The 26,505-nt window shown below is 52.1% G+C and carries 22 protein-coding genes and 1 tRNA gene; 15 read left to right on the forward strand and 8 right to left on the reverse strand.

The genetic code is table 11. From position 1 onward, the window contains the following. Positions 1-63 precede the first annotated feature (63 nt). On the forward strand, positions 64-603 hold the full coding sequence (locus tag Mag101_RS04140) for an STAS domain-containing protein (RefSeq protein ID WP_077401202.1): 540 nt from the start codon (positions 64-66) through the stop codon (positions 601-603). Positions 604-664: 61 nt separating this feature from the next. On the opposite strand, the gene Mag101_RS04145 is transcribed toward Mag101_RS04140, so the two are convergent. The 5 genes from Mag101_RS04145 to Mag101_RS04165 form a co-directional block, all read right to left on the reverse strand. Further along, the gene (locus Mag101_RS04145; protein WP_077401205.1) at positions 665-1,132 is read right to left on the reverse strand and encodes a TerB family tellurite resistance protein; all 468 of its coding nucleotides are present in this window, start codon (positions 1,130-1,132) and stop codon (positions 665-667) included. 74 nt (positions 1,133-1,206) lie between these two features. Then, positions 1,207-2,151: a transaldolase gene (gene tal / locus Mag101_RS04150; RefSeq protein ID WP_077401208.1), complete on the reverse strand. Its 945-nt coding sequence runs from the start codon at positions 2,149-2,151 to the stop codon at positions 1,207-1,209. A 53-nt stretch (positions 2,152-2,204) separates the two neighbouring features. Further along, entirely contained in the window at positions 2,205-3,140 is a 936-nt protein-coding gene (gene dusA / locus Mag101_RS04155) for a tRNA dihydrouridine(20/20a) synthase DusA (protein ID WP_157520525.1), read from the reverse strand. A 189-nt stretch (positions 3,141-3,329) separates the two neighbouring features. Beyond that, positions 3,330-4,538, reverse strand: a complete 1,209-nt coding sequence (locus Mag101_RS04160; protein ID WP_077401214.1) for a glycerol-3-phosphate dehydrogenase/oxidase — start codon at positions 4,536-4,538, stop codon at positions 3,330-3,332. Beyond that, complete coding sequence (locus Mag101_RS04165; protein ID WP_077401217.1) at positions 4,522-5,214, reverse strand: glycerophosphodiester phosphodiesterase; 693 nt, start codon at positions 5,212-5,214, stop codon at positions 4,522-4,524. Before Mag101_RS04165 ends, Mag101_RS04160 begins: the two co-directional genes overlap by 17 nt. A 598-nt stretch (positions 5,215-5,812) precedes the next feature. Here Mag101_RS04165 and Mag101_RS04170 point away from each other — a divergent pair. Then, complete coding sequence (locus Mag101_RS04170; protein WP_077401219.1) at positions 5,813-6,517, forward strand: molecular chaperone; 705 nt, start codon at positions 5,813-5,815, stop codon at positions 6,515-6,517. Between the two features lie 60 nt (positions 6,518-6,577). Here the strand turns inward: Mag101_RS04170 and Mag101_RS04175 are convergent, their stop codons facing one another. Genes Mag101_RS04175 through Mag101_RS04185 form a run of 3 tightly spaced genes read right to left on the reverse strand, consistent with a single transcriptional unit; the run spans position 6,578 to position 10,613 of the window. Next, entirely contained in the window at positions 6,578-7,498 is a 921-nt protein-coding gene (locus Mag101_RS04175) for a hypothetical protein (protein WP_077401222.1), read from the reverse strand. 1 nt (position 7,499) lies between these two features. Next, positions 7,500-10,013: a TcfC E-set like domain-containing protein gene (locus Mag101_RS04180; RefSeq protein WP_077401226.1), complete on the reverse strand. Its 2,514-nt coding sequence runs from the start codon at positions 10,011-10,013 to the stop codon at positions 7,500-7,502. 57 nt (positions 10,014-10,070) lie between these two features. After that, entirely contained in the window at positions 10,071-10,613 is a 543-nt protein-coding gene (locus Mag101_RS04185; protein ID WP_077401229.1) for a hypothetical protein, read from the reverse strand. A gap of 322 nt (positions 10,614-10,935) precedes the next feature. Between Mag101_RS04185 and gltX the strand changes: the two genes are divergently transcribed. The 13 genes from gltX (at position 10,936) to Mag101_RS04250 (ending at position 26,482) form a co-directional block, all read left to right on the forward strand. After that, complete coding sequence (gltX, locus tag Mag101_RS04190; protein ID WP_077401231.1) at positions 10,936-12,411, forward strand: glutamate--tRNA ligase; 1,476 nt, start codon at positions 10,936-10,938, stop codon at positions 12,409-12,411. 222 nt (positions 12,412-12,633) lie between these two features. After that, positions 12,634-13,545, forward strand: coding sequence for a UTP--glucose-1-phosphate uridylyltransferase GalU (galU, locus tag Mag101_RS04195; protein ID WP_077401233.1), 912 nt, complete (start codon positions 12,634-12,636; stop codon positions 13,543-13,545). Positions 13,546-13,730: 185 nt separating this feature from the next. Further along, positions 13,731-13,806 (forward strand) — tRNA-Ala (locus Mag101_RS04200). A 257-nt stretch (positions 13,807-14,063) separates the two neighbouring features. Beyond that, positions 14,064-14,855: an ABC transporter permease gene (locus Mag101_RS04205; RefSeq protein WP_077401236.1), complete on the forward strand. Its 792-nt coding sequence runs from the start codon at positions 14,064-14,066 to the stop codon at positions 14,853-14,855. Further along, entirely contained in the window at positions 14,852-15,523 is a 672-nt protein-coding gene (locus Mag101_RS04210) for an ABC transporter ATP-binding protein (protein WP_077401239.1), read from the forward strand. Before Mag101_RS04205 ends, Mag101_RS04210 begins: the two co-directional genes overlap by 4 nt. 30 nt (positions 15,524-15,553) lie before the next feature. After that, positions 15,554-16,759, forward strand: a complete 1,206-nt coding sequence (locus Mag101_RS04215) for a sugar transporter (RefSeq protein WP_157520154.1) — start codon at positions 15,554-15,556, stop codon at positions 16,757-16,759. A gap of 34 nt (positions 16,760-16,793) precedes the next feature. Next, a complete protein-coding gene (locus Mag101_RS04220; RefSeq protein ID WP_077401245.1) occupies positions 16,794-18,425 on the forward strand; it encodes a polysaccharide biosynthesis/export family protein in 1,632 nt (543 codons plus the stop codon). Positions 18,426-18,584: 159 nt separating this feature from the next. Next, on the forward strand, positions 18,585-19,499 hold the full coding sequence (gene rfbA, locus Mag101_RS04225) for a glucose-1-phosphate thymidylyltransferase RfbA (protein WP_077401248.1): 915 nt from the start codon (positions 18,585-18,587) through the stop codon (positions 19,497-19,499). 47 nt (positions 19,500-19,546) lie between these two features. Then, positions 19,547-20,095 carry a dTDP-4-dehydrorhamnose 3,5-epimerase gene (rfbC, locus tag Mag101_RS04230; protein ID WP_077401251.1) on the forward strand — a complete coding sequence of 183 codons (549 nt, stop codon included), beginning with the start codon at positions 19,547-19,549 and terminating at the stop codon, positions 20,093-20,095. Positions 20,096-20,110: 15 nt separating this feature from the next. After that, positions 20,111-20,974 carry a dTDP-4-dehydrorhamnose reductase gene (gene rfbD / locus Mag101_RS04235; RefSeq protein WP_077401254.1) on the forward strand — a complete coding sequence of 288 codons (864 nt, stop codon included), beginning with the start codon at positions 20,111-20,113 and terminating at the stop codon, positions 20,972-20,974. A gap of 107 nt (positions 20,975-21,081) precedes the next feature. Continuing rightward, positions 21,082-22,191, forward strand: coding sequence for a dTDP-glucose 4,6-dehydratase (gene rfbB / locus Mag101_RS04240; RefSeq protein ID WP_077401257.1), 1,110 nt, complete (start codon positions 21,082-21,084; stop codon positions 22,189-22,191). A gap of 39 nt (positions 22,192-22,230) precedes the next feature. Next, a complete protein-coding gene (locus tag Mag101_RS04245) occupies positions 22,231-23,604 on the forward strand; it encodes a mannose-1-phosphate guanylyltransferase/mannose-6-phosphate isomerase (RefSeq protein ID WP_335645075.1) in 1,374 nt (457 codons plus the stop codon). 178 nt (positions 23,605-23,782) lie between these two features. Then, positions 23,783-26,482, forward strand: a complete 2,700-nt coding sequence (locus Mag101_RS04250; protein WP_077401264.1) for a glycosyltransferase — start codon at positions 23,783-23,785, stop codon at positions 26,480-26,482. Positions 26,483-26,505: the final 23 nt, after the last annotated feature.

The following is a 26,505-nucleotide window of genomic DNA, read 5'->3' on the forward strand; positions in this document are numbered from 1 at the left end:
GCCGCAACTTAACCGTCTCGCACCTCCGCCTGGGATCACGGCAAGGTGTGCTTGAGGTCAACTATGCAGTCCGGGCAGATAATGGTTGGTGACCACCAGGGCATTTATGTCGTCAAGCTGGTGGGTGATGTGCGCCTCAATCTGTGTACTTCTTTCGATAACTTTATCGACAAGATGTTTTCGCACAGTGATTTTCACGGTGTGGTGTTTGATATGCACGACGCGGAAGGTGTCGACAGTACCACTCTGGGTTTGATGGCGAAAATCGCTTTCCGCTGTGAAGCGAGCAACGGCAGCAAGCCTGTTGTGCTGTGTGAAGACCGCGGCTTGATCCACCTGCTGGATTCCATGGGCTTTGAGGAGCTGATGGAAATCTCCGGTGACGCCGACAACGACGCCTATCAGGCGAGCCCCGCGCCTCTGCAATGCCACGCACCCGATGAGCACAGTGCCCGAGAAATGGTACTGGAAGCGCACAAAGTGCTGATGAGCATGAATGAGCAGAACAAAGAGACCTTCCGCGACCTGGTACACGCGCTCGAGACCGAACACGCCGCCAAATCCCACTCCGATTCCGCGCAAAAGTCTGCCGCGAGTCACTAATCTCGGTCGAACGCTTCCCGGGCTTTATTCCTCGAGACTGTTCTAATCTGTTTCCAGCGGCCTAATCCGCGCCCAACTGTGATTCGTCACGAGCCTCCGCGCGAGCGCGAGTAAACAGGCCGTGGGGCAGGTAAATCAGCTCTGCCACCCGCCGGATCAGGTGTTCCTCAAACGCGTCAATTTCCCCATCGGCAAAGGCCACCATCCACATCTGTTTCACCAGCAGGTACTTGTCGCGTTCGCTGAAGTTATCGTTCACGGTTTGGGTAAATTCGTATAGCGAGGTGGCCTCATCGCGCTCGCTGAGCGCGCGCTCCACCATGTCCTCGGCGGTGGTTTCATCCAGCTGATAGTGATCCCGCAACAGCCGCACCAGAGCACTGCGCTCACGTTCGTCCACCTTCTGGTCCGCAGTGGCAATTTCCGCCATTAGCGCGGCGCTGATCATGCGCACATCTTTTTCCGGACGCACCTCCACGCTTTCGCCAGCGCCAATCTGTTCGAACAGTTTGCGAAGCTGATGCAGCATGGGTGGTTTGCTCCTAAATAGTATCTTTTGTGCGTTGCGGGGGCGCTGAAGGACGTGTTGAAGAGCGCGCTGAATTAACGCGCTTCCTCAAGCAGTGCTTCCAGCTTGAGCTGGTCCGCGACAAAATTGCGGATCCCTTCGGCAAGCTTCTCTGTGGCCATGGCATCGGCGTTCAACTGGTAGCGGAATTCCGCTTCCGACAGCGGCTGCTCTGGCTTGGCCTGCGGTACAACGTCTTCGTTTAGGCCGCTAGCCAATTCGCCTTTATCGTCCTGCAGTTCCTGCAGCAGCTGCGGGCTGATGGTCAGTCGGTCGCAGCCGGCCAGGGCTTCAATTTCGCCGGTGTTGCGGAAGCTGGCGCCCATCACAATGGTGGGGTAACCGCGGGATTTGTAGTATTCGTAGATGCTCGCCACCGACAGCACACCGGGGTCATCCTGTGCAGTGTAGTCATCGCGCCCGGTGCTGGCCTTGTACCAGTCGAGAATACGGCCCACAAATGGGGAAATTAAAGTGACGCCAGCTTCGGCACAAGCGACGGCCTGGCACTGGCTGAACAGCAGCGTGAGGTTACAGCGGATGCCTTCCTTCTCCAGCAGGGAGGCTGCGGCAATGCCTTCCCAGGTTGAGGCCAGCTTGATCAGCACGCGCTCGCGGCCCACGCCTTCCTGTTCGTACAGGGTGATCAGGCGGCGGGCGTACTCCACGCTGGCGCGGGTATCAAAGGACAGGCGCGCGTCGACTTCGGTGGAAACCAAGCCGGGGACAATCTGCAGAATCTCCTTGCCGATGGACACCGCTAGCTTCATGGAAGCCTGAGCGATCACATCGCCACCCTGGGTTTCCGCCCAGGATAGGGCCTCTTTCACGTGTTGCTGGTATTGCGGAAGTTGTGCGGCTTTCAACAGTAGGGACGGGTTGGTGGTCGCATCCTGCGGCTGATAGCGGCGGATGGCCTCGATATCGCCGGTATCGGCAACCACCAGGCTGCGTTTCTTGAGTTGTTCCAGTTTGTTCATTTCGTCCCCACGTCCTTATTGTTTAAACCTGTATTTAAAAGTCTTTCCTGCGCTCAGGCGGCGCTGCTCACCAGGCCAAGTGCCTGTTCCAGTACTTCCGGCCCGGCCCCCGCCTTGTGCGCGCGCTCACTCAAGTGGCGGCGGAAGCGGCGCGCGCCCGGCACGCCTTGAAACAGCCCCATCATATGGCGGGTAATATGCTTGAGGTGCTGCCCTTTGGTCAGCTCCCGCTCAATGTACGGCAACATCTGGTGCACGACTTGTGCCGGGGTCGGCCCCGGTTCGCCGCCAAACAGGGCGGCATCCACATCAGCCAGTAGTGCTGGCGTCTGATACGCTGCGCGGCCGAGCATAACACCATCGAGCAGCTGTAGATGTTGCTGGCACTCCTCAATGGTGTTGATACCACCGTTCAACACAATTTCCAGCTCGGGGTAATCCTTCTTCAGCTGGTACACCATGTCGTATTTAAGTGGTGGTATCTCGCGGTTTTCCTTTGGGCTCAGGCCATTCAGCCAGGCTTTGCGCGCGTGCACAATGAAGGTGGTGATGCCTGCCCGGGCCTGCGTTTCCACAAAGCGTGTCAGCCCCGGGTAATCTTCCATATCGTCGATCCCGATGCGGTGTTTCACCGTCACGGGAATTGAAACGGCATCGCGCATGGCGCCCAGGCACTCTGCCACCAGATCCGGCTCCGCCATCAGGCAGGCACCAAAGCGGCCCTTCTTCACCCGGTCACTGGGGCAGCCACAGTTCAGGTTCAGTTCGCTGTAGCCCCATTTTTCGGCAATTTCCGCACAACGCGCCAGGTCTTTCGGGTCGCTGCCGCCCAGCTGCAGTGCTACCGGTTGCTCTTCCACGTTGAAGTCCAGGTGGCTCTGCTGGTCGCCAAACAAGATCGCACCCGTGGTTACCATTTCCGTGTACAGCAGAGTGTTTTTACTGAACAGGCGCCAGAAATAGCGGCAGTGGCGGTCGCTCCAATCCATCAACGGTGCGGTGCAAAAACGATGGGATACCGCGGTAGCGGTGCCAGACGTCGGGCGCGAGGCCGGATCCGTTACCGCAGGCGAGGAAGATGGGGAAGAAGAGGGTGCGTCGGACATAAACAGCAAATCAGGGGGAAATTCTGCCCGCAGTATAACAGGCAGCAGGGCATCAAGTACCTAGTCAAGTACCTAGAGGTTACGCTCCTTGGCTCCTTCCTTGCTGCTCTGTTCAGAGGCCATTGCTGCGGGACTCCAGTCGCGACTGGAGTCTAACTGCGGGCGCAGTTTTTTCAGTACGCTGCGCGCGGTTGCCCGGTAACTGGTGAGTTTGCCACCTGCGACCGCGACGATATGCGGGTGCTTGTCATCGTCGCAGCAAATCATGGTTTCACGGCTGCGGGAGAAGGGGTTGTTGTTGGCACCCGGTAAGACGCGCAAACCGGCCCAGCTGTCGCTGAGTTCACTTAACTGCAGTGGCCGGGTTTCCGGGAAGTACTGTTTCAGGGTCCGCAACAGATACGCCTTTTCCTCGAGGGTCGGTTTTACCTCGGAAGGGTTGCCATGGTAGGGCCGCTCGGTGGTGCCCACCAAAGTTTCGCCCTGCCAAGGCATCACAAACACCGCGCGCCCGTCTTCTGCTTCCACATAAAAAATCTTGTTGGAAATTTTCAGTGGCACCTGAATATGGGTGCCGGCCACCAGTTCTAACGGGGGTAGTTTCGCGCCGGGAGAGCACTTACTGTTGGTTTCGCTAATCCATGGACCTGTACAGTTCACCAGTGCGCGACAGTGCAAAGTGTTCAATTGCCCTTGATGGAAGTAATCCGCGCGCACGAAGCGGTCGGTCACTTCCGCGCCGACCAAGCTCCCAGGGCAAATCAATTCTGCGCCGCCGCGTTCTGCTGTGCGGATGACTTCCTGAGTGAGTGCCGCGTCATCGGTTTGCGCATCGAAATAGCGGTACACCGCGATGAGGTCCTCACTATTCAGCCCAGAAAGAGCCTGGTGATCGTGAATATTGATCTTGCGGAAGCGGGATTGTGAAGAAAATACCCCAGCCAGCAGTGCGTAGAGGCTCAGTCCGAGTCTGATCTTCCAGGGTGCGCGGCGGCTGTGCCGATACACCGGGATAATAAACGGCACCATATGCACCAGATCTGGCTTGTTGGTTAGCAGCCAGCGGCGCTCCTTAAGGCATTCGCGCACTAGAGATAGTTGGCCGCTTTCCAAATACCGCAGTCCGCCGTGGATCAGTTTGGAGGAGCGTGAAGACGTGCCAGAAGCGATGGCGTCCTGCTCGAGAATGGCGACGCGGTAGCCCTCGGCAGTCAGCGCCTCGGCAACGCCCGCCCCCTGAATACCAGCGCCGACAACGAGAACGTCATATTCCGTAGACATTGCTGGCCTCGCGCGAGCGCATTAGCAGTGGCAGGTTGCCGGTAAGAATATGGTGGGCACCGCGGTGACGCCAGTGTACCGCGCCTTGAGTGGTGTTGATTTCATGCACCACCCATTGCCAAGGGCCGGGCGGCAGCTCCTGACAGTCCACCGCCGCCTGATCAATCAGCAGGTAATCCGGTGCCAGCGTAACCACTTCGGCTGACAGGCAATGGGACACACTCGGTACCCGCAGGGCGACTACATCAAAGCCCAGATTGCGCGCCAGCCGCAGGCTGCGTAGATCGGAGGTGAGTAAAACGAAGTTTTCCGTTGGGCCGTGAATGTCTTCCAGTAACCGCTCAATCGCTGCCTCTGCACCAATCTGCCCCAGGGTGTCGGCATTCAGTTCTACAAACCACTCGAGATGACGGTGCCGATTGGCCCAATCCACCAGCTGCTGAAAGCTACTGAGTGGTAATGTCCTGAGGTCTTTATCGTTCAGGCAGCGCAGTGGCGCCGAAATCGCGGCCTGAGGGAATTGCATGCCATCACCGGTGCAGCACCAAGGTGTCTGATTTTTGCTGAACTGCACTTCTGTGGCGATGGCGCAGGCGCCAAGACCGTGGGCGGCCTCAAAGGCGGCAAGGGTATTTTCCGGATGGTGGATTTTGTCGCCCAAGTGCGCAATCAACATCGATAGGGGTTCCCGCCAGGCGTAGCCTTATTGTGTGGAAAAGGAGGGAGATACCGCAAAATCTCTAATTGAAAAATAGTTGCTGTGTGGCCGCTTGCAAGGACGTTTTGTCACCTATACATACCGTGATTGCCCCCACCCAAAATGCTGGGGTACTGGTGCGGGCTACACTCAAAAGAATGTAGTCGTCGCATCCGGGTGTAGAGGTAATGAACAGGACGCGCTTGCTGGCATTGGTTGCTCTGATTGGTACCCCGTGGGTTGGAGTGGAAGCGAAGCCAGAGAAGGAATCGGCCACGGCCAGCATACAGATTATCTTGCAGCTACCCGCGAGAGTAGAGTTTCGACCTGTTTCAGGTGCTACGCAGCGCTCTTCAACGCAGCTTTGCATAAGACATCTTCCTGTCCATCGGTATCAGGTGGTGGCGTTTGATATTGAAAACAATGAGCGAAGACTTACTGGGCGACCCGGAAAGAACTGCCTGCCCCCTTCATTTACCGAAAATGCAGAACGCATAACTATTGTGGCACAGTAGTTGCCTCTGCCGTGTGGCGCTTTAAAATAGAATCTTCACGTTCTATTAAGCGTTGTTCACTCATGAAGCGTCTGTTTATCGTTCTATCGCTATTAGTGTCCCAGCCTGCGTTAGCAGCTATGTCACTGGACAAAATCATTGTCTATTTAACGGACACGCCTAACGCCAGGGAAGATATTGTTGTTTCCAATCCTGATTCGGACACCCTCTATCTACAGACAGAAGTATACCGTGTAGATAATCCTGGATTACCGAATGAAGAGCGTGTGCGGGTGGTTGATCCTAAGGACTTCAGGCTGCTGGTGAGTCCGCCCAAAACCGTCATTCCGCCCGGTGAGCAACGGCGTATCCGAATGATGTCACTCGAATCGGGCCTGCAGAAAGAGGTGGTGTATCGGGTAAACTTTAAACCGGTGGTGGGCGATGTCACAAGCGACCGTACCGCACTGAAAATTCTGGTGGGCTACCAAGTATTAGTGTTTGTGCAGCCGGAAGAGGGTGCTTCAAAACTGGCAATAAAGAGGAAAGACGGCGCTCTTTATTTAAGTAACTCGGGAAATATTAATACAGAAGTGGTCGAAGCGTGGCACTGCCCTAGTGCTGAAACTCCTACACAGGATTGTCGCGAGCTGAAAATTGTTGGGCGGTTGTATCCGGGAACTCAAATTTCATTGGACAACGCGCTTACCAACGACGAGAAAAAAGGTGGTGAGTTAGAGGTGCTTACTCGCGGTCGTGACGGTGGCCGACAGCGTCTGCAACTATAAGCAGAGTTACTACGGTAAGCTCTTTAGCGCGCGATGATATGAGACCCATCGGTTACCGAATTAGTCGGCCGTTACCATGATAGTAAGCGTGTCTGCAAAATTGCTCTGGCGGGCTTGCTGCCAGTCACTTTCGGCTACGGAAACCGTTATGCTGGCATTGTTGGCCTGGCATGATCCATCCGCCTGCCTGATAAAGCTGTCTTGCAAGGTTGCGGGGAGAGCGTCAAAGACGGCTGAGTAGGGCAGTCGTTCCGAGGTATCAGTCAGGCCTGCAAGTTGATAGTCAGTAGTACCGCCATGTTCACTCGAAAGCTCGACCGAGTAACTTTCAAATCCCCTGCCACCGACACAAAAGTCGACAGTTCCTTCGAAATTACCCCCGGCCAGGGCATTGGGGTTGGTTAAGTCCATCGCCGACGGCAAGTTACTAATGCCAATACTGGGCTCAACAATGACATTCAATTGAAAATCTATTGACGTATTACCGGATAGAAATGCCTGCAGATTCATGCGGAAGCTGCCGGTATAACGGCTATCGGAGAGCGACTGACCGTCTGCAATATTGACTGTGAGCGCTCCAGGTGCGGGTTGAGCGCTGCCAGGCCAGTCATCGTTGACTCCTGGGGCAAGTTGCTTCTCTGTATTGGTTAAGAATAGGTCTAGTGATATCTCGAGCGGATTCCCGATGCCATTCTCCGGCTCTAATGTGTAGGTGGCATTCGCTGCGGGCGGATCAGTTTGCTCCACGTTGGCGAAGATAGTTAATGGGAAGCTCGGAAAGAAAACAAAATAACTGATACTTGCAATATCAATTGTCTCAGAGAGAGTGTTATCGTTATAGCGATAGGTAAAACTGTAGTTTCCTTCAAGGTTACACACTCCTAGGGGGCCTGTAGGAGGGCAGCTTTGAGCAGAAACTGGCAATGCGCAAAACAGAAATAGCCAACAGTACCAACCAGTTAACCAACGATAACCGCGCATATTAGTTCCTTTGTGCAATACGCGAAGGACAGCGAGCATCGGCCAGCTCCACCACGCCCAAATTGATCCAGTCTTTTCCGGATGTTTGGTCAGGTAAGGGGACCCGGCAATCTTTCCATATCACATCCGGTGTGCGCATCGTCTTTGGTTCACCAAACATTTCCATCTGGAATACTCCGTATTCGTCAGTGGTAGCCGAAAACTCTCCGATAGACAGTTTGATGCCAGCGCGGGGTATACCGTTTTGCAAGAGCCGCCCAAAAACGAGAATAACTTGCTTTATCTCGTAGCTTGCCTCGGCCAGGTTTCCTGGGTAGAGGGTAATAGTGTCGCTGATATCCCGAAAGTGATAGAAGCCTTCACCCAAAGGCTTTACTTCGATGTTGTAACTATCGAACTCCGGTAAGTTGATCAAAGAGCGGCCTTCACCAGCAGCATATCCTCGACGTTGACCATTCACTAAAATTTCAAACTTTTCTCCTGGCGCTCCTTTGACATCTACCAGAACACCACTGGTATGTGTTCGTTCTCCGCCCCAAGCGAAACTGCTTCCGTTGGCCATCAGGCTAGTGCCGAAGCTACCTGTGTAGTTAAGGCTATCGTTGATACCATCCCGATAGTTGATTTGTGAGCGTAAATAACCTCGACGTCCGGCGAAGTTTGTCTGGCTGGAGAGTAAGTGTTCTGTTCCATCAGAGTCTGTGGAAATACGCTGATCCAGCTCGGCAGCCCATAGGTCACCGTCACGCCATTGAGTAGAAAAGCCACCACGCTGCAAGTTGTCACTGGCACCATTTTCAGAATAGTAACGGCCGGTGTGATTCCAGCGACCACTGCGATATCGTAGTTGGAATGTGGCGGTTGCCAATTTCTCTCCATCTGCATCATTCACTGCGAACGCTATATCTCCGCCCCAACCGCGTCCGACACGGAAAGGGAAACGGTATTCCAGGGTTTTTAATTCCTGGGCAAATGTATCAGTAGCTTGCGCCGGTGTAGCCGAGAAAGCGGTTGTTGAACTCACTGGTATCGCTGAGGAACGTCGCGTATAACGACCGGAAAGCTGTCCGCCTAAAATATTGGTAGTGAGTTGCGCTGTTCGATTATCAATACCGCTATAGAGTAATCGGTAGCTGGGTTCATTTGAAAATGTCTGCTGTTCGTCCAGGTGAGAACTGCTTGCGCTGAGTGTAAGCCATGGACTACGTAAAGCGCCGCTTACGCGAAAGCCAGACTGACCATTGTTCGAGTGGATGATGCCGGGAGATAGCTCAAAATATTCACTTAGCCAGCGCAGGCTAATCTCTCCTGCGTGTTCTCTATCTGTCGCGGCTACAGTCGCATATAGGCCAAAATTGTCGTAAAGGCGCCGACCAATTGTGCCTTGAATAAGGGTTTGATCGTAGGCCTCCGGTAGAACTTCATCTGAAAATAAATTTACCGGCTGCCCTGCAAGTAATTGCCAGTCCCATGTATTGGGTGCTGGCAGCCGAGCATCTTTGCTAAAGTACTCTTCGCTTTCAGATAGAAGGCGACCGCTTTCATCAAAGGTCCGAATCGTAACTGGGTAAGCACCAGCAGGAAGGTCTGAAGTATCCAGTAACTGGTTACCGGCCTCTAGCAGCTCGCTGTGAACAAGTCGCCCGTCAGTATGTATTTCGACTCTTCCTCTCAGGGGCATATTTACTTCTAATAAAGACCCCTGGCGATATCGCCGGTCAGTGCGGCTGCGGTCGGAACGCCGATACTCCAATCCATACAGGGCATTATTGGTAATAAAACTACTGAATCCAGCTTGGGATTGAATTAAACCTAGCGATAGGGCTTTGCCTCGGTAGTCTTTAGCCCAGTGTAGACGCGAGATTTGACTGTTGCGCTGGTCCGAAAGGGCCCAACTACTGTGAACTCCTCCCTCGCCAAAACTCAGAATAGTGTCGCCATACAGTGCACTACTTTCGTTATTGTACCCGTCAAGACTGTCCGTGCCTGCGGTATTGGAGCCAGACCAAATCCCACGCAAGATTTGAACCGCGGAAAAGTCACTGGAGCTTTCGGGTAGGTAAGGATCGACATTAGCAGCGCGCGAAGGCTGCAATTCCTGACTGATAAATACCGCAGCCCGAAATCGCTCTCGGTCGTAAATAATTTCGACAGTTTTTGGATAAAGAGTGCCGCAGTTCTTTTGTTTTGTATTACGGCAAAGCGCGTGGGCGTTTAGAGAAAGAGGTTGCGTGAGCGCAAGCAGAACGGCCGCAGGATCTAAGGTTTCTGGAAGTAACGCGGCGACAGTTTCTGGCTCTTGAAACGTTAAAGAATGAGTTCCAACAAGCGCTCGGGAAGAGCCGATTGCCTTTCCGCCATAAAATATATCTACCACAAGTGCTTGAGGCTCTTGAAGATCCTCGAACCCTTCTGGAGGGCTGGTTTCCAGAAAGAAAGCGGCTGTGGCTGCCGTTACGTGTTGCGCCGCTACAAGGGCTGCTAGCAGCATTGATGTTATAAGGCGCATTCTCATAACGGCAATAACTTTCCTCCCCCTTTGGGGGGAGGAATTACCTGATGAAAGTTCAGGTTATACGGGTTCAACCAGAATGGTCAGAGTATCGGTGTAAGTGTCGCTCGCTGCACCGTCAGCATCATCGAGTTCACTAGTTGCTACAGATGCAGACAGGCTTGCATTGGTGGTGCTGCAAGTACCTAGTCCGCCATCTTTCACAAAGCCAACGGCAGGATCTACATCAACCCTGCCGGTAGCGTTTACAGTTGTACCATTGAATGACACGGTGTAATCAATCTGGTCACCAGCTGAGTTTGCGAGTGTGTAGTCGTCTGCGTTAGTACCGTTGTCGCTGGTCAGGGTGACGTTGTAGTTCGAGAAGCCGATACCGCACACTGAGAATGAGGTAGTGCCTGATGCGGTTGGATTGTTGATGTCCGTAGCAGTGTCTACCGTAAGAGTCATGGTGCCAGCCAAATTCCGAATATCGACAATTTCCGGCAGGGTCAGTTGAACCGTGATGTCTTCAGAGTCTGAGCCTAAGCCAATCGCAAGAACTGATGAAGCGGTCAACAGTGATGCACCGGCAACCAGAGTACGAAGAGCGAATTTTTTCATTGTGTTTTCCCTAAATCCTGACGCGTTGTTTTTATCCAAGGGCATTTTATGAGCTGGCCCTGGCGTCGGCTACTGCAAATTGGCGGTTTTTCCTCCAATTCCGTCGACTTAGAGGTAATAATACCTTTTTTGTGAAGTGAGTCACGGAATTTCTGGTGAAAGTTTACGTTAAGTGACGCATTAGTCCTTTTTAGTTCTAAATATGTACAGAAAATGGGAAGCTGGTCCCTCTGTGCGCTACTGGAGCCCGGCGATATAATGCCGCGCCTCAAATGTCTTTCTTTCTTCCTTTACTAGTTATTTGTCCAACATCAGGTTACCAATGACCGTAAGAACCCGAATTGCACCTTCTCCCACCGGCGACCCTCACGTAGGTACGGCCTACATTGCTCTGTTCAATCAGTGCTTTGCTCACGCCCATGGTGGCCAGTTTGTACTGCGTATTGAAGATACCGACCAGGCGCGCAGCACCCCGGAATCTGAACAGGCGATTCTCGACAGCCTGCGCTGGCTGGGTTTGGACTGGCAGGAAGGTCCGGATGTCGGCGGCCCCAACGGCCCCTACCGCCAGAGCGAGCGGGGCGACATCTACAAGAAACACTGTGACGAGCTGGTAGCCAAGGGTCATGCGTTCCATTGCTATCGCACCGCGGAAGAGCTGGACCAGCTGCGTGCGCAGCTGCAGGAATCCGGCAAGGCAACCCTTAAGCCCAGTGACCTGGCGCTGCCCGCTGAAGAAGTGGAAAAGCGTAAAGCCGCCGGCGAACCCTACGTGGTGCGCATGAACGTGCCAGAGACCGGCACCTGCATGGTCGAAGACCTGCTGCGCGGTACCATCGAAATTGACTGGGCGCAGGTAGATGCGCAGATCCTGCTCAAGTCCGACGGTATGCCCACCTACCACCTCGCCAACGTGGTAGACGACCACCTGATGGAAATCACCCATGTACTGCGCGGCGAGGAGTGGATTAACTCCGCACCCAAGCACAAGCTACTGTACGAATACTTTGGTTGGGATATGCCGGTGCTGTGCCACCTGCCACTGTTGCGCAACCCGGACAAAACCAAACTGTCCAAGCGCAAAAACCCCACCTCCATCCTGTACTACAAGCGCGCCGGCTTTATGCCAGAAGCGCTGCTCAACTACCTCGGCCGCATGGGGTGGTCCATGCCGGACGAGAGCGAGAAGTTCACCCTGGACGAAATGCTCAAGCACTTCGACATCCAGCGCGTCTCCCTTGGTGGCCCTGTATTCGATGTGGAAAAACTGAGCTGGCTGAACGGCCTGTGGATCCGTGAGCTGGAAGACGCGCAACTGGCAGACCGCCTGCAGAAGTGGCTGCTGAACCGCGACAACCTGCTTAAGGTACTGCCCCACGCGAAGGGCCGTATGGAAACCTTCGGTGACTTTATGCCGCTGGTCAGCTTCCTCGCTGCTGGCAGTCTCGGCCTCACCGAAGAGAGCTTCGCCGGCAACAAGATGGAATTGGACGACCAGAAGAAGCTGCTGCAATTCGCCCTGTGGCGCCTGGAAGCCCTGCGCACCTGGAACAAGGAAAACATCTTTGCCGCGGTCAAAGAGCTGTCTACCCAGATGGGCATCAAGCTCAAAGACTTCAATGCGCCGCTGTTCGTCGCCATTAGCGGAACTACCGCGTCCTTCTCAGTTATGGATGCCATGGACCTGCTGGGCGCCGACCTCAGCCGCGCCCGCCTGCGCCAGGCCATCGACGTGCTTGGCGGTGCCGGTAAAAAGGTGCTGAAGCGCTGGGAAAAGGAATACAACAGCTTGGCCTAAATGTATTTCCTGAAAGGCAGTGGATAAAAAGTGCCGCTCTCTGTACAGAGTGGCATTTTTTTTGCCTAACTAATTACTGAATGGCCTTGGTGCCAAAAGTAAAAGATTTGTATCAGAATGAAACGTTATGTGACAGTTGTCACATTTGGGGTGTAGAATCGCGCACACCTAAGGGGCTAAGGATCTAGCCGAGAAGTAAATTAAAGACACAAGGACACACTTATGACCGCAGTAAAAAAGGCCGTTATACCGGTTGCGGGTTTGGGGACCCGGATGTTGCCTGCAACTAAGGCAATTCCAAAAGAGATGTTGCCGATAGTGGATAAGCCACTTATCCAGTATGTAGTGAACGAGGCAGTAAAGGCTGGTGTAAAGGAGATTGTGCTGGTAACTCACGCCAGTAAAAACGCCATCACTAACCATTTCGATACTTCATTCGAGCTGGAAGCGCAGTTAGAAAATCGCCTGAAGCGACAGCTTCTGGACGAGGTGCGCGCCATTATTCCGCGTGATGTCACGGTTATTTCTGTACGTCAGGCTGAGGCAAAAGGTCTTGGTCATGCCATTGCCTGCGCGCGCCCGGTCGTGGGTGACAATCCATTTGCGGTTTTACTGCCAGATGTTCTTGTTGACGAATACGCTGCAGACCTCACTTCCTCGAACCTTGCCGCCATGGTGCGTAATTTTGAGCAAACGGGTGCCAGCCAAATCATGGTTGAATCTGTGGAGTGGGAAGACGTCAGTAAATATGGTGTCGTGGACTGCCTGGGTGCCGACCTCAAAGTGGGTGGGGTAGCCAAGATCGACGGCATGGTGGAAAAGCCCAGTGTTGATGCTGCACCTTCCAATATGGCTGTTGTGGGGCGCTATGTCCTTCCTGCGGAAATCTGGACTCTGCTGGAAAAAACCCAGCCGGGCGCTGGTGGTGAGATTCAGTTAACCGATGCCATTGATGAGTTGTTGAAGGTACAAAATGTTGACGCCTACCGTATCGTTGGTCACAGCCATGATTGCGGTAATAAGCTCGGTTACATGAAAGCCCAGTTTGAATACGGCTTGCATCACCCTGAGATTGGTGTGGGGCTGCAGAAGTTTCTGGGGCAGCAGAAAACAAAGGCAGGGGCCGAGGCCTGAGCCGGTTAGGGCTGGGCGGGTGTTGGGGCAGCGGCTGACCCAGCATCCATTGAGAGTGGTAGGAGAGTGCTCCTTATTACGCTCTAACTAATTGATTGAAAAGTTGTTTTTCTGGTTGACACCCGAGGCGGCGCTGTTAAAATGCGCCTCGCTTTCGGGGGAAACTCAAGTAAGAAGGCAATTTTGGGGCTATAGCTCAGCTGGGAGAGCGCAACACTGGCAGTGTTGAGGTCAGCGGTTCGATCCCGCTTAGCTCCACCAAATCAAAAAGGCCGCATCCGCAAGGGTGTGGCCTTTTTTCGTTTGAGCTTTTATGTCGGTGTTACATGCCGTAGCAAAATTACAGATGATTACAGTGGCGTCTTTGGGTAGAATTTTGCGCCATAAAGCTTAGACGTGTGTCACATTACCTGTCCTGTGGTCCCTATTTTGTTGGGGGCATAGATTAATGCGTTATTTTGGGGTGGGGCTGTGCGGTAGTTTTTACGTCGGTCTCAAGTTCAACAGAAAAATTACAAATGCAGCCAGTAGTTCAGCGCAACCCGTGGCAGATCCAGCGGGACGTCATTCATGCGCTCTTAGTGCGTGAAATGAAGACCCGCTTTGGTAAGTGGCGTCTTGGTTACGCGTGGATGCTGCTGGAGCCAGCTATGCACATTATGCTGCTGGCAGCTATCTTCAGTTTTTTTGGGCGAGAGTTCTACCCAGGCATTCCTACCTTGCTATTTATGTTGGGTGGAATTGCACCATTTCTTTGCTTTGGTAATTGTTTTGGTAAGGGGGTGGCTGCGGTCGAATCCAATCGAGGTTTGTTCAACTACCGCCAATTGCGTCCGTTCGATGCGGTGCTCACTCGGGTGCTGCTCGAGTTTGCTATTTATCTGTTTAGCCTTGTCGCGTTGCTCACGGTACTGGCGTGGTTTGGGGTGGTTGTGCCCTTTGGGAATTTCCTCCTACTGGTTGGCATCAATATTTTGTTTTTTGCTTTCTGCCTCGGGGTCAGTTTAGTGATGTGCGTAGTCGGGTCGAGGTTGCCCGAGGTGGCAAAATTTGCCCCAATTATTGTGCGCCCGCTGTATTTCATATCTGGTGTGTTTTTCTCTCTCGAGCAGGTTCCGCAGGAGTACCATGGATACCTTTCCTGGAACCCACTGCTGCATATGATTGAGTTAACCCGTGAAGGGCTGTTTGCTAGTTATCAGGGTATGTTTGCGAACCTCCCATATTGGATTAGTTCTTCATTGGCTATGTTGGCATTTGGACTGTTGGTGTATCGCAGTCAGTGGCGCGACTTGGTGCGCAGTCAATGATCGAATTGCGCAACCTTACTAAATCGTTTCGAACACCTGCCGGACGAAAGGTGCTGTTCCATAATGTAAATGCGGTTTTTCCAGAAGGAAAAAATATCGGTATTTTAGGGCGCAATGGGGCTGGTAAATCGACACTCCTCAAGATCATGGGCGGGATTGATTACCCAGACTCAGGCCAAGTAATTACTGATCAGCGAATTTCGTGGCCAATGGGTTTGTCTGGCGGTTTCCAGGGGAGTATGACCGGTCGTGAAAATACAGCCTTTATTTGTGGGATTCACGGGATTTGGGGTAGGGCGAAACACAAGATCCTAGATCGCGTACAGGATTTCGCTGAAATTGGCGATTATTTTGATGCGCCGGTTAAGAATTATTCCTCGGGTATGCGTTCTCGTTTGGCGTTCGGCCTCAGTATATCCGTAGACTTTGACTATTACCTGGTGGATGAAGTGATGTCTGTAGGGGATGCGCACTTTAAGCACAAATGCGAACAGGTGATTGCGGAAAAGCGTAAAACGTCCAACTTTATTATCGTGGCGCATAGCATGGCGACTCTAAAGAAAAATTGCGATGTTGGGATCTATCTGGGGCCGGGTGGCTTGCAAATTTTCGACACCGTCGAGCAGGCAATTACGTTGTATCAGCAAGGTGTGCCCAAACCAAAATAAGCTGCAGCTCGAAAATAATTAGTAAGAATTATGGATTCATTAGTAGAAAATTCGCCAGAGGCGGGTGACAAAAAAAGTACATCAGCAGTAAGTGGACTTCTAGGAAAACTGTCGCTGGCAAATATTATGTTTGCCGCCCGGCGTGCAGGGCAGTGGGTTGGGGTGTTCTCGTTTGTGGTGCTTCCGCTATTGCTCGTGAGTAGCTACTACGTGCTTTGGGTGTCGGAGCGCTACGTGAGCACTACGCAATTGATCGTTAAAGATAATGGTAATAGTCAGGGCATGTCTTCTGCATTGGGGTTTCTCGTGCCTGGGGCGGGAGGTGACTCCCAGGATGCATTTCTTGTGGTGAATTACATCCAGTCTTTGGATATGGCGCTATACCTTGATGATGAATTGGGGCTTTCTGGCTATTACAAAAATAGCAGCATCGATGTGTTTTCGCGTCTCTCAGCCGATGCCTCTCAAGAAGAGTATCTTGATTACTACCGTGCGCACATCGGTGTGAGCTTTGATGAAATCACCGGTATTATCAGTATCGAGATGCAGGCATTTGAGCCGCAATTTGCACGTCAATTGGTCGAGGTAGTAGTCAGAAAGTCGGAGGATTTTGTGAATGCTCTGAGCAATCAACTCGCTGACAAACAAGTTGCGTTCGTGCGCAATGAAGTTGAGCGAGCACAGGGCAAGCTGCGTAGCAGCAAGCAACAGATTCTTGATTTTCAAAACCGTAACCAGATTGTCAGTCCGGAAGAGTTAACTAAAGGTATCGGTGTCATTATTCAAGGGCTCGAGGCGAAGCTAGTTGAGTCCCGTACTAATCTCACTGCTGCCAAAACCTATTTGAATGCGAATTCTTCGCAAGTGATTTCTTTGCAAGCAGAAATCGATTCGCTTGAGCGGCAAATCGAGGCGGAAAAGGTTCGTTTGGTTGGAGTCTCGGAAGAGCAAGGCGATGAGCGACTAAACAGTTTGAATGCGCACTTTCAGAATCTGCAGCTGGATCTACAGTTCTCAATGGATACCTATCAGGCATCCCTCACTGCGCTTGAAGCTGCACGTATGGAGGCTTCGGGCAAACTTAAACACCTGATGGTGGTTAGCCAGCCTTCGGTAGCGGAAGATGCAGAGTATCCGCACAAGCTTTACAACTTGGCGAGTCTGGCAGTGATTCTGTTGCTGCTGTACGGCATCGGGAAAATGCTGGTCGCCAGTATTCGCGATCACAGGGTGTGATAGGAAAATTCAGATTCCACATTTGAAAAGCGTTATGACAAAAAAATTGATAAAGCGCTGGGTGATCAGCGCACTCGTGGCTGCAGGGCTTAGTGCCGGTGCTGTCGCCCTGGATACCCAGCAACTCGAAAAAGACCGGCTGCAGGTTGCCGCGGGCGAGCATCTTCCCGTCTTCGGTGAGTCCTTATTCAAGGGTGCCTTTAAAGACCAGCCGTTTAGCGGTTTCAATGGTGGCTACCGCGTTACCGTGGGCGACGAGATTGCGCTGCAGTTGTGGGGCGCTTACAGCTTTAATGCGGTGCTAACCGTGGATGCCCAGGGGAATATTTTTATTCCAGAAGTGGGGCCGGTACATGTCGCGGGTGTTGAGAACGGTGAACTAAATAGCTTCATACTGCGGCATGTAAAGCGGGTGTTCAAAAGCAATGTGCAGGCGTACGCCAATCTTGAGGCCAGCCAGCCGGTAAAAGTCTTTGTGACCGGTTTTGTGGAAAGCCCGGGCCTGTATCCCGGATTCTCATCGGATTCCGTGCTGTACTACCTCGACAGTGCCGGCGGTATCAGTCGCGAGAGTGGCAGTTATATCGACGTCAAGGTGCTGCGTCAGGGTAAAGAGCTGCAGCGCGTTAACCTGTATCGCTTCCTGGTGGAAGGGCAAATGCCGGCGCTGCAATTGCGCAATGGCGATTCCATCGTCGTTGGCCCGCGTCAAGGGTATATCAGTTTCGAAGGGGCGGTGCAGGAGTCCGGGCAGATCGAGTTTGTGGGGCCGTCTACCCATCTTGGCGAAATGCTGTTGGTAGCAAAGCCGGATCCGCAAGCTAACTTCGCGCGCATCACTCAAATCATCGACAGCGAGCAGCAGGCAAGTTATCTCCCTCTGGAGCATGCTCTGAGCACATCGCTGTACCCCGGAGCTCATGTAGAGCTGGTGAGTGACAGTGAAGTCAGCAGCATCTCGGTGCGAGTTAGTGGTGAAGTGAGCGGGCCGGCCGCCTATGTGTTGCCTTACGGTGCAACTCTACAGGATCTGTTGGACAAGCTGCGCTACCGAGATAATGCCGATCCATTTGCGCTACAGCTGTACCGCAGAAGTGTAGCAAAAAAACAGAAGGTCGCGCTGGAGCGCTCGCTGGATGCGCTGGAAATGGAGGCGCTGACCCGTCAGCCCACAACCACTGCAGACCAGGCATCGATCAAGGACACCGCGTCCATGATTCAGAACTTTATTTCCAAGGCGCGCAGTGTTCGGCCGCGTGGACAGGTGGTGTTGGCCAACAATGCCAATGCCGGGCAAATGTTGCTGGAAGATGGCGACTCACTCATCGTTCCTCTGCGGTCATCCACGGTTTCTGTGGTGGGTGAAGTAGTGTTTCCAACATCGCTTGTATTTAATGAGCGCCACACTTTAGAAGACTATATTGAGCTTGCTGGTGGCTTTTCCAATAACGCCAATACCGACGAGTTGGTGGTTCTGCATATGGATGGAACCATCAGCCGAATTAAAGCGCGGAAGTTTAATAATCGCTTGAAGGGTGTTCTGCGCCCTGGCGATGAAATCATGATCATGCCTGAAATCCGGGCGAGTGAATTGCAGGTTACTAAAGATGTAACTGAGATTTTGTACCGTATTGCAGTGGGTACTGCTGCAGTATTGTCTTTTTAATTGCTGAGAGATTTTGGCGGCTTAGCGCTTATAGTCGCCTATAGTCGCCAAAATTCATGGTTTCACGGAACAAGTGCACTGTAAATGAGGGGGATAACTGGCCCCAGAATTGCAGTGATATGTCGCCCAAATCCACATAAAGTTTATCTAGGAGAGTGAATGAAAACTGGAACTTCGTCACGAAAAGGAATAATTCTGGCTGGAGGGTCAGGTACACGCCTGTATCCGCTAACCAAAGGCGTCAGTAAGCAGCTGATGGCGGTGTATGACAAACCGATGATTTATTACCCGCTAACCACGCTAATGATGGCAGGTATTCGCGATATTCTCATTATCACCACCCCGGAGGAGCAATGTCTGTTCCAGAAGCTGCTGGAAGATGGCGCTCAATGGGGTATCAATATCACATATGCAGTGCAGCCCTCGCCGGACGGACTTGCCCAGGCATTTCATATTGGTAGGGAACACGTAGGCAACAATCCAAGTGCATTGGTGTTAGGTGACAACATTTACTATGCAGAGCGATTTAGTGATGTTTTGAAAAACGCTGATGCGCGGACAGAGGGTGCCACAGTATTTGGGTATCACGTTGCAGATGCCCGTGCCTATGGCGTTGCGGAATTCGATGGCAATGGCAAGGTCATTAGTATTGAAGAGAAGCCCGAAAACCCAAAGTCTAACTATGCAGTGACCGGTTTGTATTTTTACGATAACCAGGTGTGTGATTTGGCACAGGAAATCAAGCCAAGCCCACGTGGCGAGCTGGAAATTACTGACCTCAATAGCATGTACCTAGAGCAGGGTAAACTGAATGTAGAGCTTATGGGGCGCGGTGCAGCTTGGCTTGATACCGGTACGCACGACAATTTGCTGGAAGCCGCACAGTTTGTGCAAACCATTGAGCGTCGCCAGGGTTTGAAAGTAGCGTGCCCCGAAGAGGTTGCTTTCCGTAAAGGGTTTATCGATGCTGAAACCCTGGAAAGGCAGGCACAGCCACTGATCAAAAGTGGGTATGGCAACTATTTGATGCAAATTTTAAAAGAATCAAAAACGGATCACGTGTTCACGCGTTGAACTTTTTCGGTATGGAGTAGAGTTGCCTGAAACTAGGCAAAGTGTGTATGAAAGTAATCGAAACCCAAATACCCGATGTAAAAATCATCGACCCCAAAGTTTTTGGCGATGAGCGCGGCTTCTTTCTGGAAACCTTCCGTCAAGACTTCTTCAGCCGGGAATGTGCTGAGCGCACCTTCGTGCAAGACAATCACAGCAAATCTGGTCGGGGAATCTTGCGGGGCCTGCACTATCAAACCAAGAGTACGCAAGGCAAGCTCGTACGCGTTACCGCAGGTGAAGTATTCGACGTTGCTGTAGATCTGCGCAAAAGCTCCCAAACTTTTGGTCAGTGGGTTGGAGTACTGCTGAATGAAGAAAACAAGCGTCAGCTCTGGGTCCCTGAAGGTTTCGCCCATGGCTTTTATGTTACCAGTGAGTCTGCAGAATTCGTCTACAAATGCACTGACTACTACGCACCGGAGCACGAACACTCCCTGCGCTGGGATGACCCGGCAATCGGTATTGAGTGGCCCCTGGTCAATGGTCAGCAGCCAAAGCTTTCCGCCAAAGACGCCGAAGGCATGCTCCTAAAAGACGCCGTAGTCTTTGATTAATTCGCGGGGAAGAAAATGAAAGTTCTGATTGCTGGCAAGAATGGCCAGCTGGGCCAGCAGCTGCAAAAGCAAGCTCCCGCGCATGCCACTGTGATCGGCCATGGCCGCGATACCCTGGATATTGCCAGTAAAGAGCAGGTCTTCTCTGTCCTAAAGCAGGAGCAGCCGGATATTGTCATCAACGCCGCTGCCTACACCGCTGTAGATAAAGCGGAGTCCGATGCCGAGCAGGCTCATTTAATCAACGCGCGCGGCCCGGAGAATCTGGCTCTGGCCTGTTGCGAACTCAGTATTCGCCTGGTCCACGTCTCTACTGATTTTGTGTTCGACGGCAGCCAGTCCCACCCTTACCAGCCAGGTGATACCAGAAAACCGCTGGGTGTATACGGCGAAAGCAAAGCCCGCGGCGAAGAGGCTATCGAGGCGATTTTTCCGGAAGCCATCATCGTGCGTACCGCCTGGGTCTACGACCGGGAGGGCGGCAACTTCGTAAATACCATGCTGCGCCTGATGAGCGAACGCGACCAACTCGGTGTTGTGGCCGACCAAATTGGTACTCCCACCTGGGCCGGCACCCTGGCGCAAAGCATCTATGCACTTGTTGCCAATGATGCGGCTAAAGGTATTTACCATTGCACGGACGCCGGCGCCGCCAGTTGGTACGACTTCGCGGTAGCCATTTATGAAGAAGGCAAAGCTATAGGCCTGCTCCCCACAGAGAAATCGGTAAAGGTCGATCCCATCGCCGCGAGCGAGTACCCAACTCCCGCCACTCGCCCCCACTACAGTGTGCTCGATAAGACACGGCTGATAAAAGATACGGGTTTCGAGCTAAAGCACTGGCGGCAAGTGCTAAGAAACATCCTCACTTCCCAGTAGAGATCGCCCTGTAGGCGCACCGGGCGCTTTAAGCCCCGCTGAAAACCCAAATTTTAAACTGAACACTCCGGCACATACCGGAAACAAGACAAACGGAACTGCGAAAAATGAGCAATCTACTCGTCACTGGTGGCGCCGGATTCATCGGTGCAAACTTTGTCCACTACTGGATGAAAACTTACCCGCAAGACAACGTGGTCGTATTGGATGCGCTCACCTACGCCGGTAACAAGGCCAACTTGGATCCTGTGGCAGCGAATTCCAATTTTGTGTTCAACCACGGCAACATTTGCGATACCGCACTGGTAGAGACCCTGCTCAAAGAACACGGCATCGATACGCTGGTGCATTTTGCGGCTGAGAGTCATGTCGACCGCTCCATAACTGGCCCGGATGCTTTTATTGAAACCAATATCATCGGCACCCACAGTCTGCTCAAGGCGGCAAAAAAAGTGTGGTTAGATGAAGGGCTGAACAAAAAAAAACATCGCTTTCACCACGTCTCTACCGACGAAGTGTACGGCACTCTGGGGCCAAATGACCCCGCCTTTAGCGAGACAACACCCTACGCGCCCAACAGCCCGTACTCTGCGAGCAAGGCCGCATCGGACCACTTGGTTCGTGCCTATCACCACACCTACGGCCTGAACGTCACCACCAGCAATTGCTCCAATAATTACGGTCCTTATCACTTCCCGGAGAAGCTGATACCGCTGGTCATCACCAATATCCTGCACGACAAGCCTCTGCCCATTTATGGCGACGGCCAGCAGATCCGCGACTGGCTCTACGTGGAAGACCACGCGCGTGGAATTGATTTGGTGATTAAGACAGGCCGCTTGGGCGAGTGTTACAACATCGGTGGTATCAACGAGTGGGCTAATATCGATATCGTCAAGCTGATTTGTGGCTTGATGGATAAAGCCTTTGCGGAAAACCTGGAGCTTGCAGGCCGCTTCCCACAAGCCGGCAAGGTGAGGCAAGGTAAGTCGTCTGAACTAATCACTTATGTCACCGATCGTGCAGGTCATGATCGTCGATATGCCATTGATCCTTCGAAATCCAATGAAGAGCTGGGCTACCAGCCACAAGAAACCTTTGATAGCGGCATTGCTAAAACAGTGAAGTGGTTTTTGAACAATGAAAACTGGTGGGCCGCTGTAATGGATGGTAGCTACCAGGATTGGGTCAAGGAGCAGTACGAAACTGAAGTTTAGGGGTAATTCGAAATGGGGTTGAGAGTCACTCCTGTCATCATGGCGGGTGGTACGGGGAGCCGCTTGTGGCCGGCATCACGACAGTTGATGCCTAAGCAGTTTTTGAGTTTGTTGGGAGAGCAGTCGATGCTTGCCGAGACTTTGTCTCGGCTGGAGGGCATGGATTGTTCAGATCCTGTAATTATTTGCAATGAAGAGCATCGATTTTTGGCGGCCGAGACGATGCGGAAATGTGGCCAAGGCAATGCTCGTATCATCCTTGAGCCAGTTGGGCGTAACACGGCTCCTGCGATTGCTCTCGCAGCACTTGCGGCCGGTGAAGATTCCTTGTTGCTGGTGCTTGCTGCGGATCACGTAATTAAAGATCACGACGTCTTCCAGTGCGCCGTGACTGCTGCGGCTGAGAGTGCAAAGGCCAACAGTCTGGTTGCCTTTGGTGTTGTACCACGTTCTGCGCATACCGGTTACGGATACATTAAGGCCGAATCCATCCACAAGCCCTCCACGATTGAGCGGTTCGTGGAAAAACCTGATGCGGAGACCGCTGCTTCCTACCTCGCCAGCGGCGAATATTTCTGGAATAGCGGTATGTTTATGTTCCGTGCCCAGGCATACCTCGAAGAGCTCGGTCGCTACCGCCCAGAAATACTAGAATCTTGTCGCATGGCTATGGCAGATGCGAGTAAAGAAATGTGTTTCATTCGCCCCGAGGCCGACACGTTTAGTGCCTGCGCTGAAGATTCAATTGATTACGCTGTGATGGAGAATACGGACAAGGCGGTAGTCGTTCCAATGGACGCTCAGTGGAGCGATGTGGGATGTTGGGCAAGTATCTGGGAAATCAGTGAGAAGGATGACCGGGGTAATGTCGTCCGAGGCGACGTGATTGGTTGGAACAGTCGTAACTGCTATGTTGATGCTGGTGAAAGACTCGTTGCCACTGTGGGCCTGGAAAATATAGTCATCGTACAGTCAAAGGATGCACTACTCGTAGCCCATCGCGACAGTGTTCAGGATATTAAGAAGGTCGTAACCCATTTACAGGATAAGGGACGATCTGAATACCTTCACGATCGAGAAGTATATCGCCCTTGGGGCAAGTACGATTCCATCGATTTCGGCGAACGAGATCAAGTCAAACGAATTACAGTAAATCCGGGCGCTAAGCTGTCAGTCCAAATGCACCACCATCGTGCCGAGCACTGGATAGTGGTCTCGGGGACTGCGCGTGTGACCGTGGGAGACCGGGTATCTCTGATTAGTGAGAACGAATCTACCTACATTCCGATTGGTGTTGTCCACTGCCTGGAAAATCCGGGTCAGATTCCTCTCGAAATGATCGAAGTTCAAACCGGATCCTATCTTGGGGAGGATGACATTGTGCGGTTTGAGGATCAGTATGGTCGTACTTAGTACGTTAAATCCAAATTTTGCATTTTAACTATTAATTGGTTGTCAGGCTTTTTGGCTTGGCGACAAGTATCTTAAAAATAAATTGTTTTCGGGGGAGCTCGTGACGAGTCCATTACAAGGCGCTGTAGATTTAGGTGAGACACAATCACAGACTGCTAACGAACCTGCGATAAAGATCATGGGTAGTATCGATGCGCTTGAAGCTGGTGTTATTCGCGGTTGGGCCGCTGTGATTGGCGAAAGCGAACCAGTACCGCTGCAGGTCGTGGTCGATGATCGTGTGGTAGGTGCTGGTACCGCAAATATTCATCGCCCTGACTTGGTTGGTGCGGGAATAAATGATGGCGAACATGGGTTTGAAATCCCGGTTGATATTGTCACCTCACGTTCTGGAAACGTTGAAGTCACTTTGCTTCATGGTGAGACTTCCAAGCCTGTCGACCATCAAGCTTTTGAAGTCGTCGTGAATGAACAGGCGGTATTTGCTGAGTTGCTGCGAGTGCGTGACGGCCATATCGTGGCGCGCCTTCAGGCGACGGTATCGGTTGGCGTAAGGTCTGTCACACTCTACCACGATGATCTGCCTATATTCTCCCGCGACCTTGATTGTACTGCTGAAGCTCAGGAAGTTCTATTGCCCATACCGGTCAGCTTACAAGATGGCCGGCCCAAACTGTTTAAACTGGGCATACACGGGGAGCCGAATGCTCTCGCGATGGAATGGTTTACAGTACATCCGGTTTCCACGCCCTGGCAATTTATTCGTGAGAGCTACCGCGAACCTGGCTTTATGTCGCGCCCTCCGCAGGCTGGGCATCGTTACGAGTCAATGAATTATCACCTGGAAGCACAGGCGAAAGCTGAGTCCGTGCTAGAAATTGCGGATTTAGCTACTGTACATAAAGTGATAGTTGAGGGCCATGAAGGCCGTCGAAAATTCCCGAGTTTCAATCTGCCGAAATTTGACGCTCCGCGAGTTTCCATAATTGTACCGGCGTACAACAAGTTTGAACTCACATACCACTGTATCGCATCCATCGCGCTTGCCTATAACAAGGTGAGCTATGAAGTGATCTTAGCAGATGACTGTTCAACGGACGAAACGCGCTTTGCAGAGCAGATAGTAGGCAATTTAGTAGTATCCAGAAATCCTGAGAATTTGCGTTTTCTGCGTAGCTGTAATCGTGCCGCTGAAGAGGCAAAGGGCGAGTTTATTGTATTCCTGAATAACGACACCGAAGTTACATCCTATTGGTTGGATGAGCTGGTGAACAAGTTGGACAGTGATCAATCTATTGGTATGACTGGTTCAAAGCTGTTGAACCTTGACGGTACGTTACAAGAGGCTGGTGGTATTGTTTGGGGTAACGGCGAACCATGGAATGTGGGTCGCAACGAAAATGCGTATACTCCTGAGTACAATTATGCCCGCGAAGTCGATTACCTTACTGGCGCTGCCATGTGTATCCGTTCCGATCTATGGGAACAGGTAGGTCGTTTCAGTGAAGAGTTGGTTCCGTGCTACTACGAAGATACTGACCTCGCTTTCAAGGTCCGTGATGCAGGGCTCAAAACGGTCTATGTTCCCCACTCTGTGGTTGTACATTTTGAAGGGCAAAGTCACGGCCGCGATGTCACTAAGGGGCTCAAACGCTATCAAGCGGTTAATGAGCGGACTTTCCGTAGCAAATGGTTCAAGGAGTTCCGCTACAACGGTCAGCCCAGCTTTGAAGCATTGGCCCAGGAAAAAGACCGCAATGTTGATCAGCGCATTCTTGTAATTGACTATGCCAGCCCAATGCCGAACAAAGATGCGGGTAGCTATGCTGCGGTCCAGGAAATCAAGCTAATGCTCGAGCTCGGCTTCAAAGTAACTTTTGTCCCCGAGAATATGGCACACTTCGGCAAGTACACGGTTGAGTTGCAGCGCCTTGGTGTGGAAGTTCTTTATGCGCCTTTTTACACCTCCGTTCAGAACGTATTGGAGCGACGTTTACCGGAAATGGACGCGGTATATATCACGCGGTATGAGGTCGCGGAAAAATTCATTGATCAAATCAAGCAGACCTCTAGTGCGAAGATTATCTTCAACAATGCTGATCTTCACTTCTTGCGCGAAATGCGCGGGGCCCTTAAAGGCGAACGGGACGAAGCGAAACTTCAGCAAGCGCTGGAGACCCGTGATAAAGAGCTTGCGGTTTGCAGGAAGGCCGATGCCGTATTGTGTTACAACGCCACCGAGCACGCGGTAATTACATCCCATATTCTTGAGGCGGAAAAGTTACATATAACCCCTTGGGTATTGGAAGGAAAAAGTGAGGGGCCAGATTTTCAAAAGCGTGAAGGTATCGCTTTCCTCGGTGGATATAACCACTACCCCAATGTTGAAGCAGTAGAATATCTTGCCCGCGAGGTAATGCCACGCTTGGGCAAAAGTAGGCCGGATATCTGCCTATATGTTTACGGAAGTAATATGCCGGAAAGCTTTAAAGAATTTGAGGCCGAAAACATAAAAATGGTTGGCTTTGCTGAGCACTTGGATCAAGTGTATATGGGGCACCGAGTGTTTGTTGCACCTCTACTTTCTGGCGCTGGTATCAAGGGGAAGGTTCTCGAATCGATGGCCTATGGGTTGCCGACGATCCTGACTGAAGTTGCGTCGGAAGGGACTGGGCTCACCAATGCGGTTAGTGCTCTCATTGCTGAGACCCCAGATGCTTGGGTTGAGGCAATAAGTAAGCTTTACGACGATAAAATGCTCTGGAAAAGATTTTCAGAAAATAGCAAGGCGATAGTGCAGGAGCAGTTTTCATTGGAGCATGGAGTAAGTCAATTTAAGAATATATTTTCGTCAATTGGTGTGTACTCTGTTCGTTGATCGTTGTTGGAAAGATTTGAGGT

The sequence above is a fragment of the Microbulbifer agarilyticus genome (assembly GCF_001999945.1).
Classification (GTDB): Bacteria; Pseudomonadota; Gammaproteobacteria; order Pseudomonadales; family Cellvibrionaceae; genus Microbulbifer; species Microbulbifer agarilyticus_A.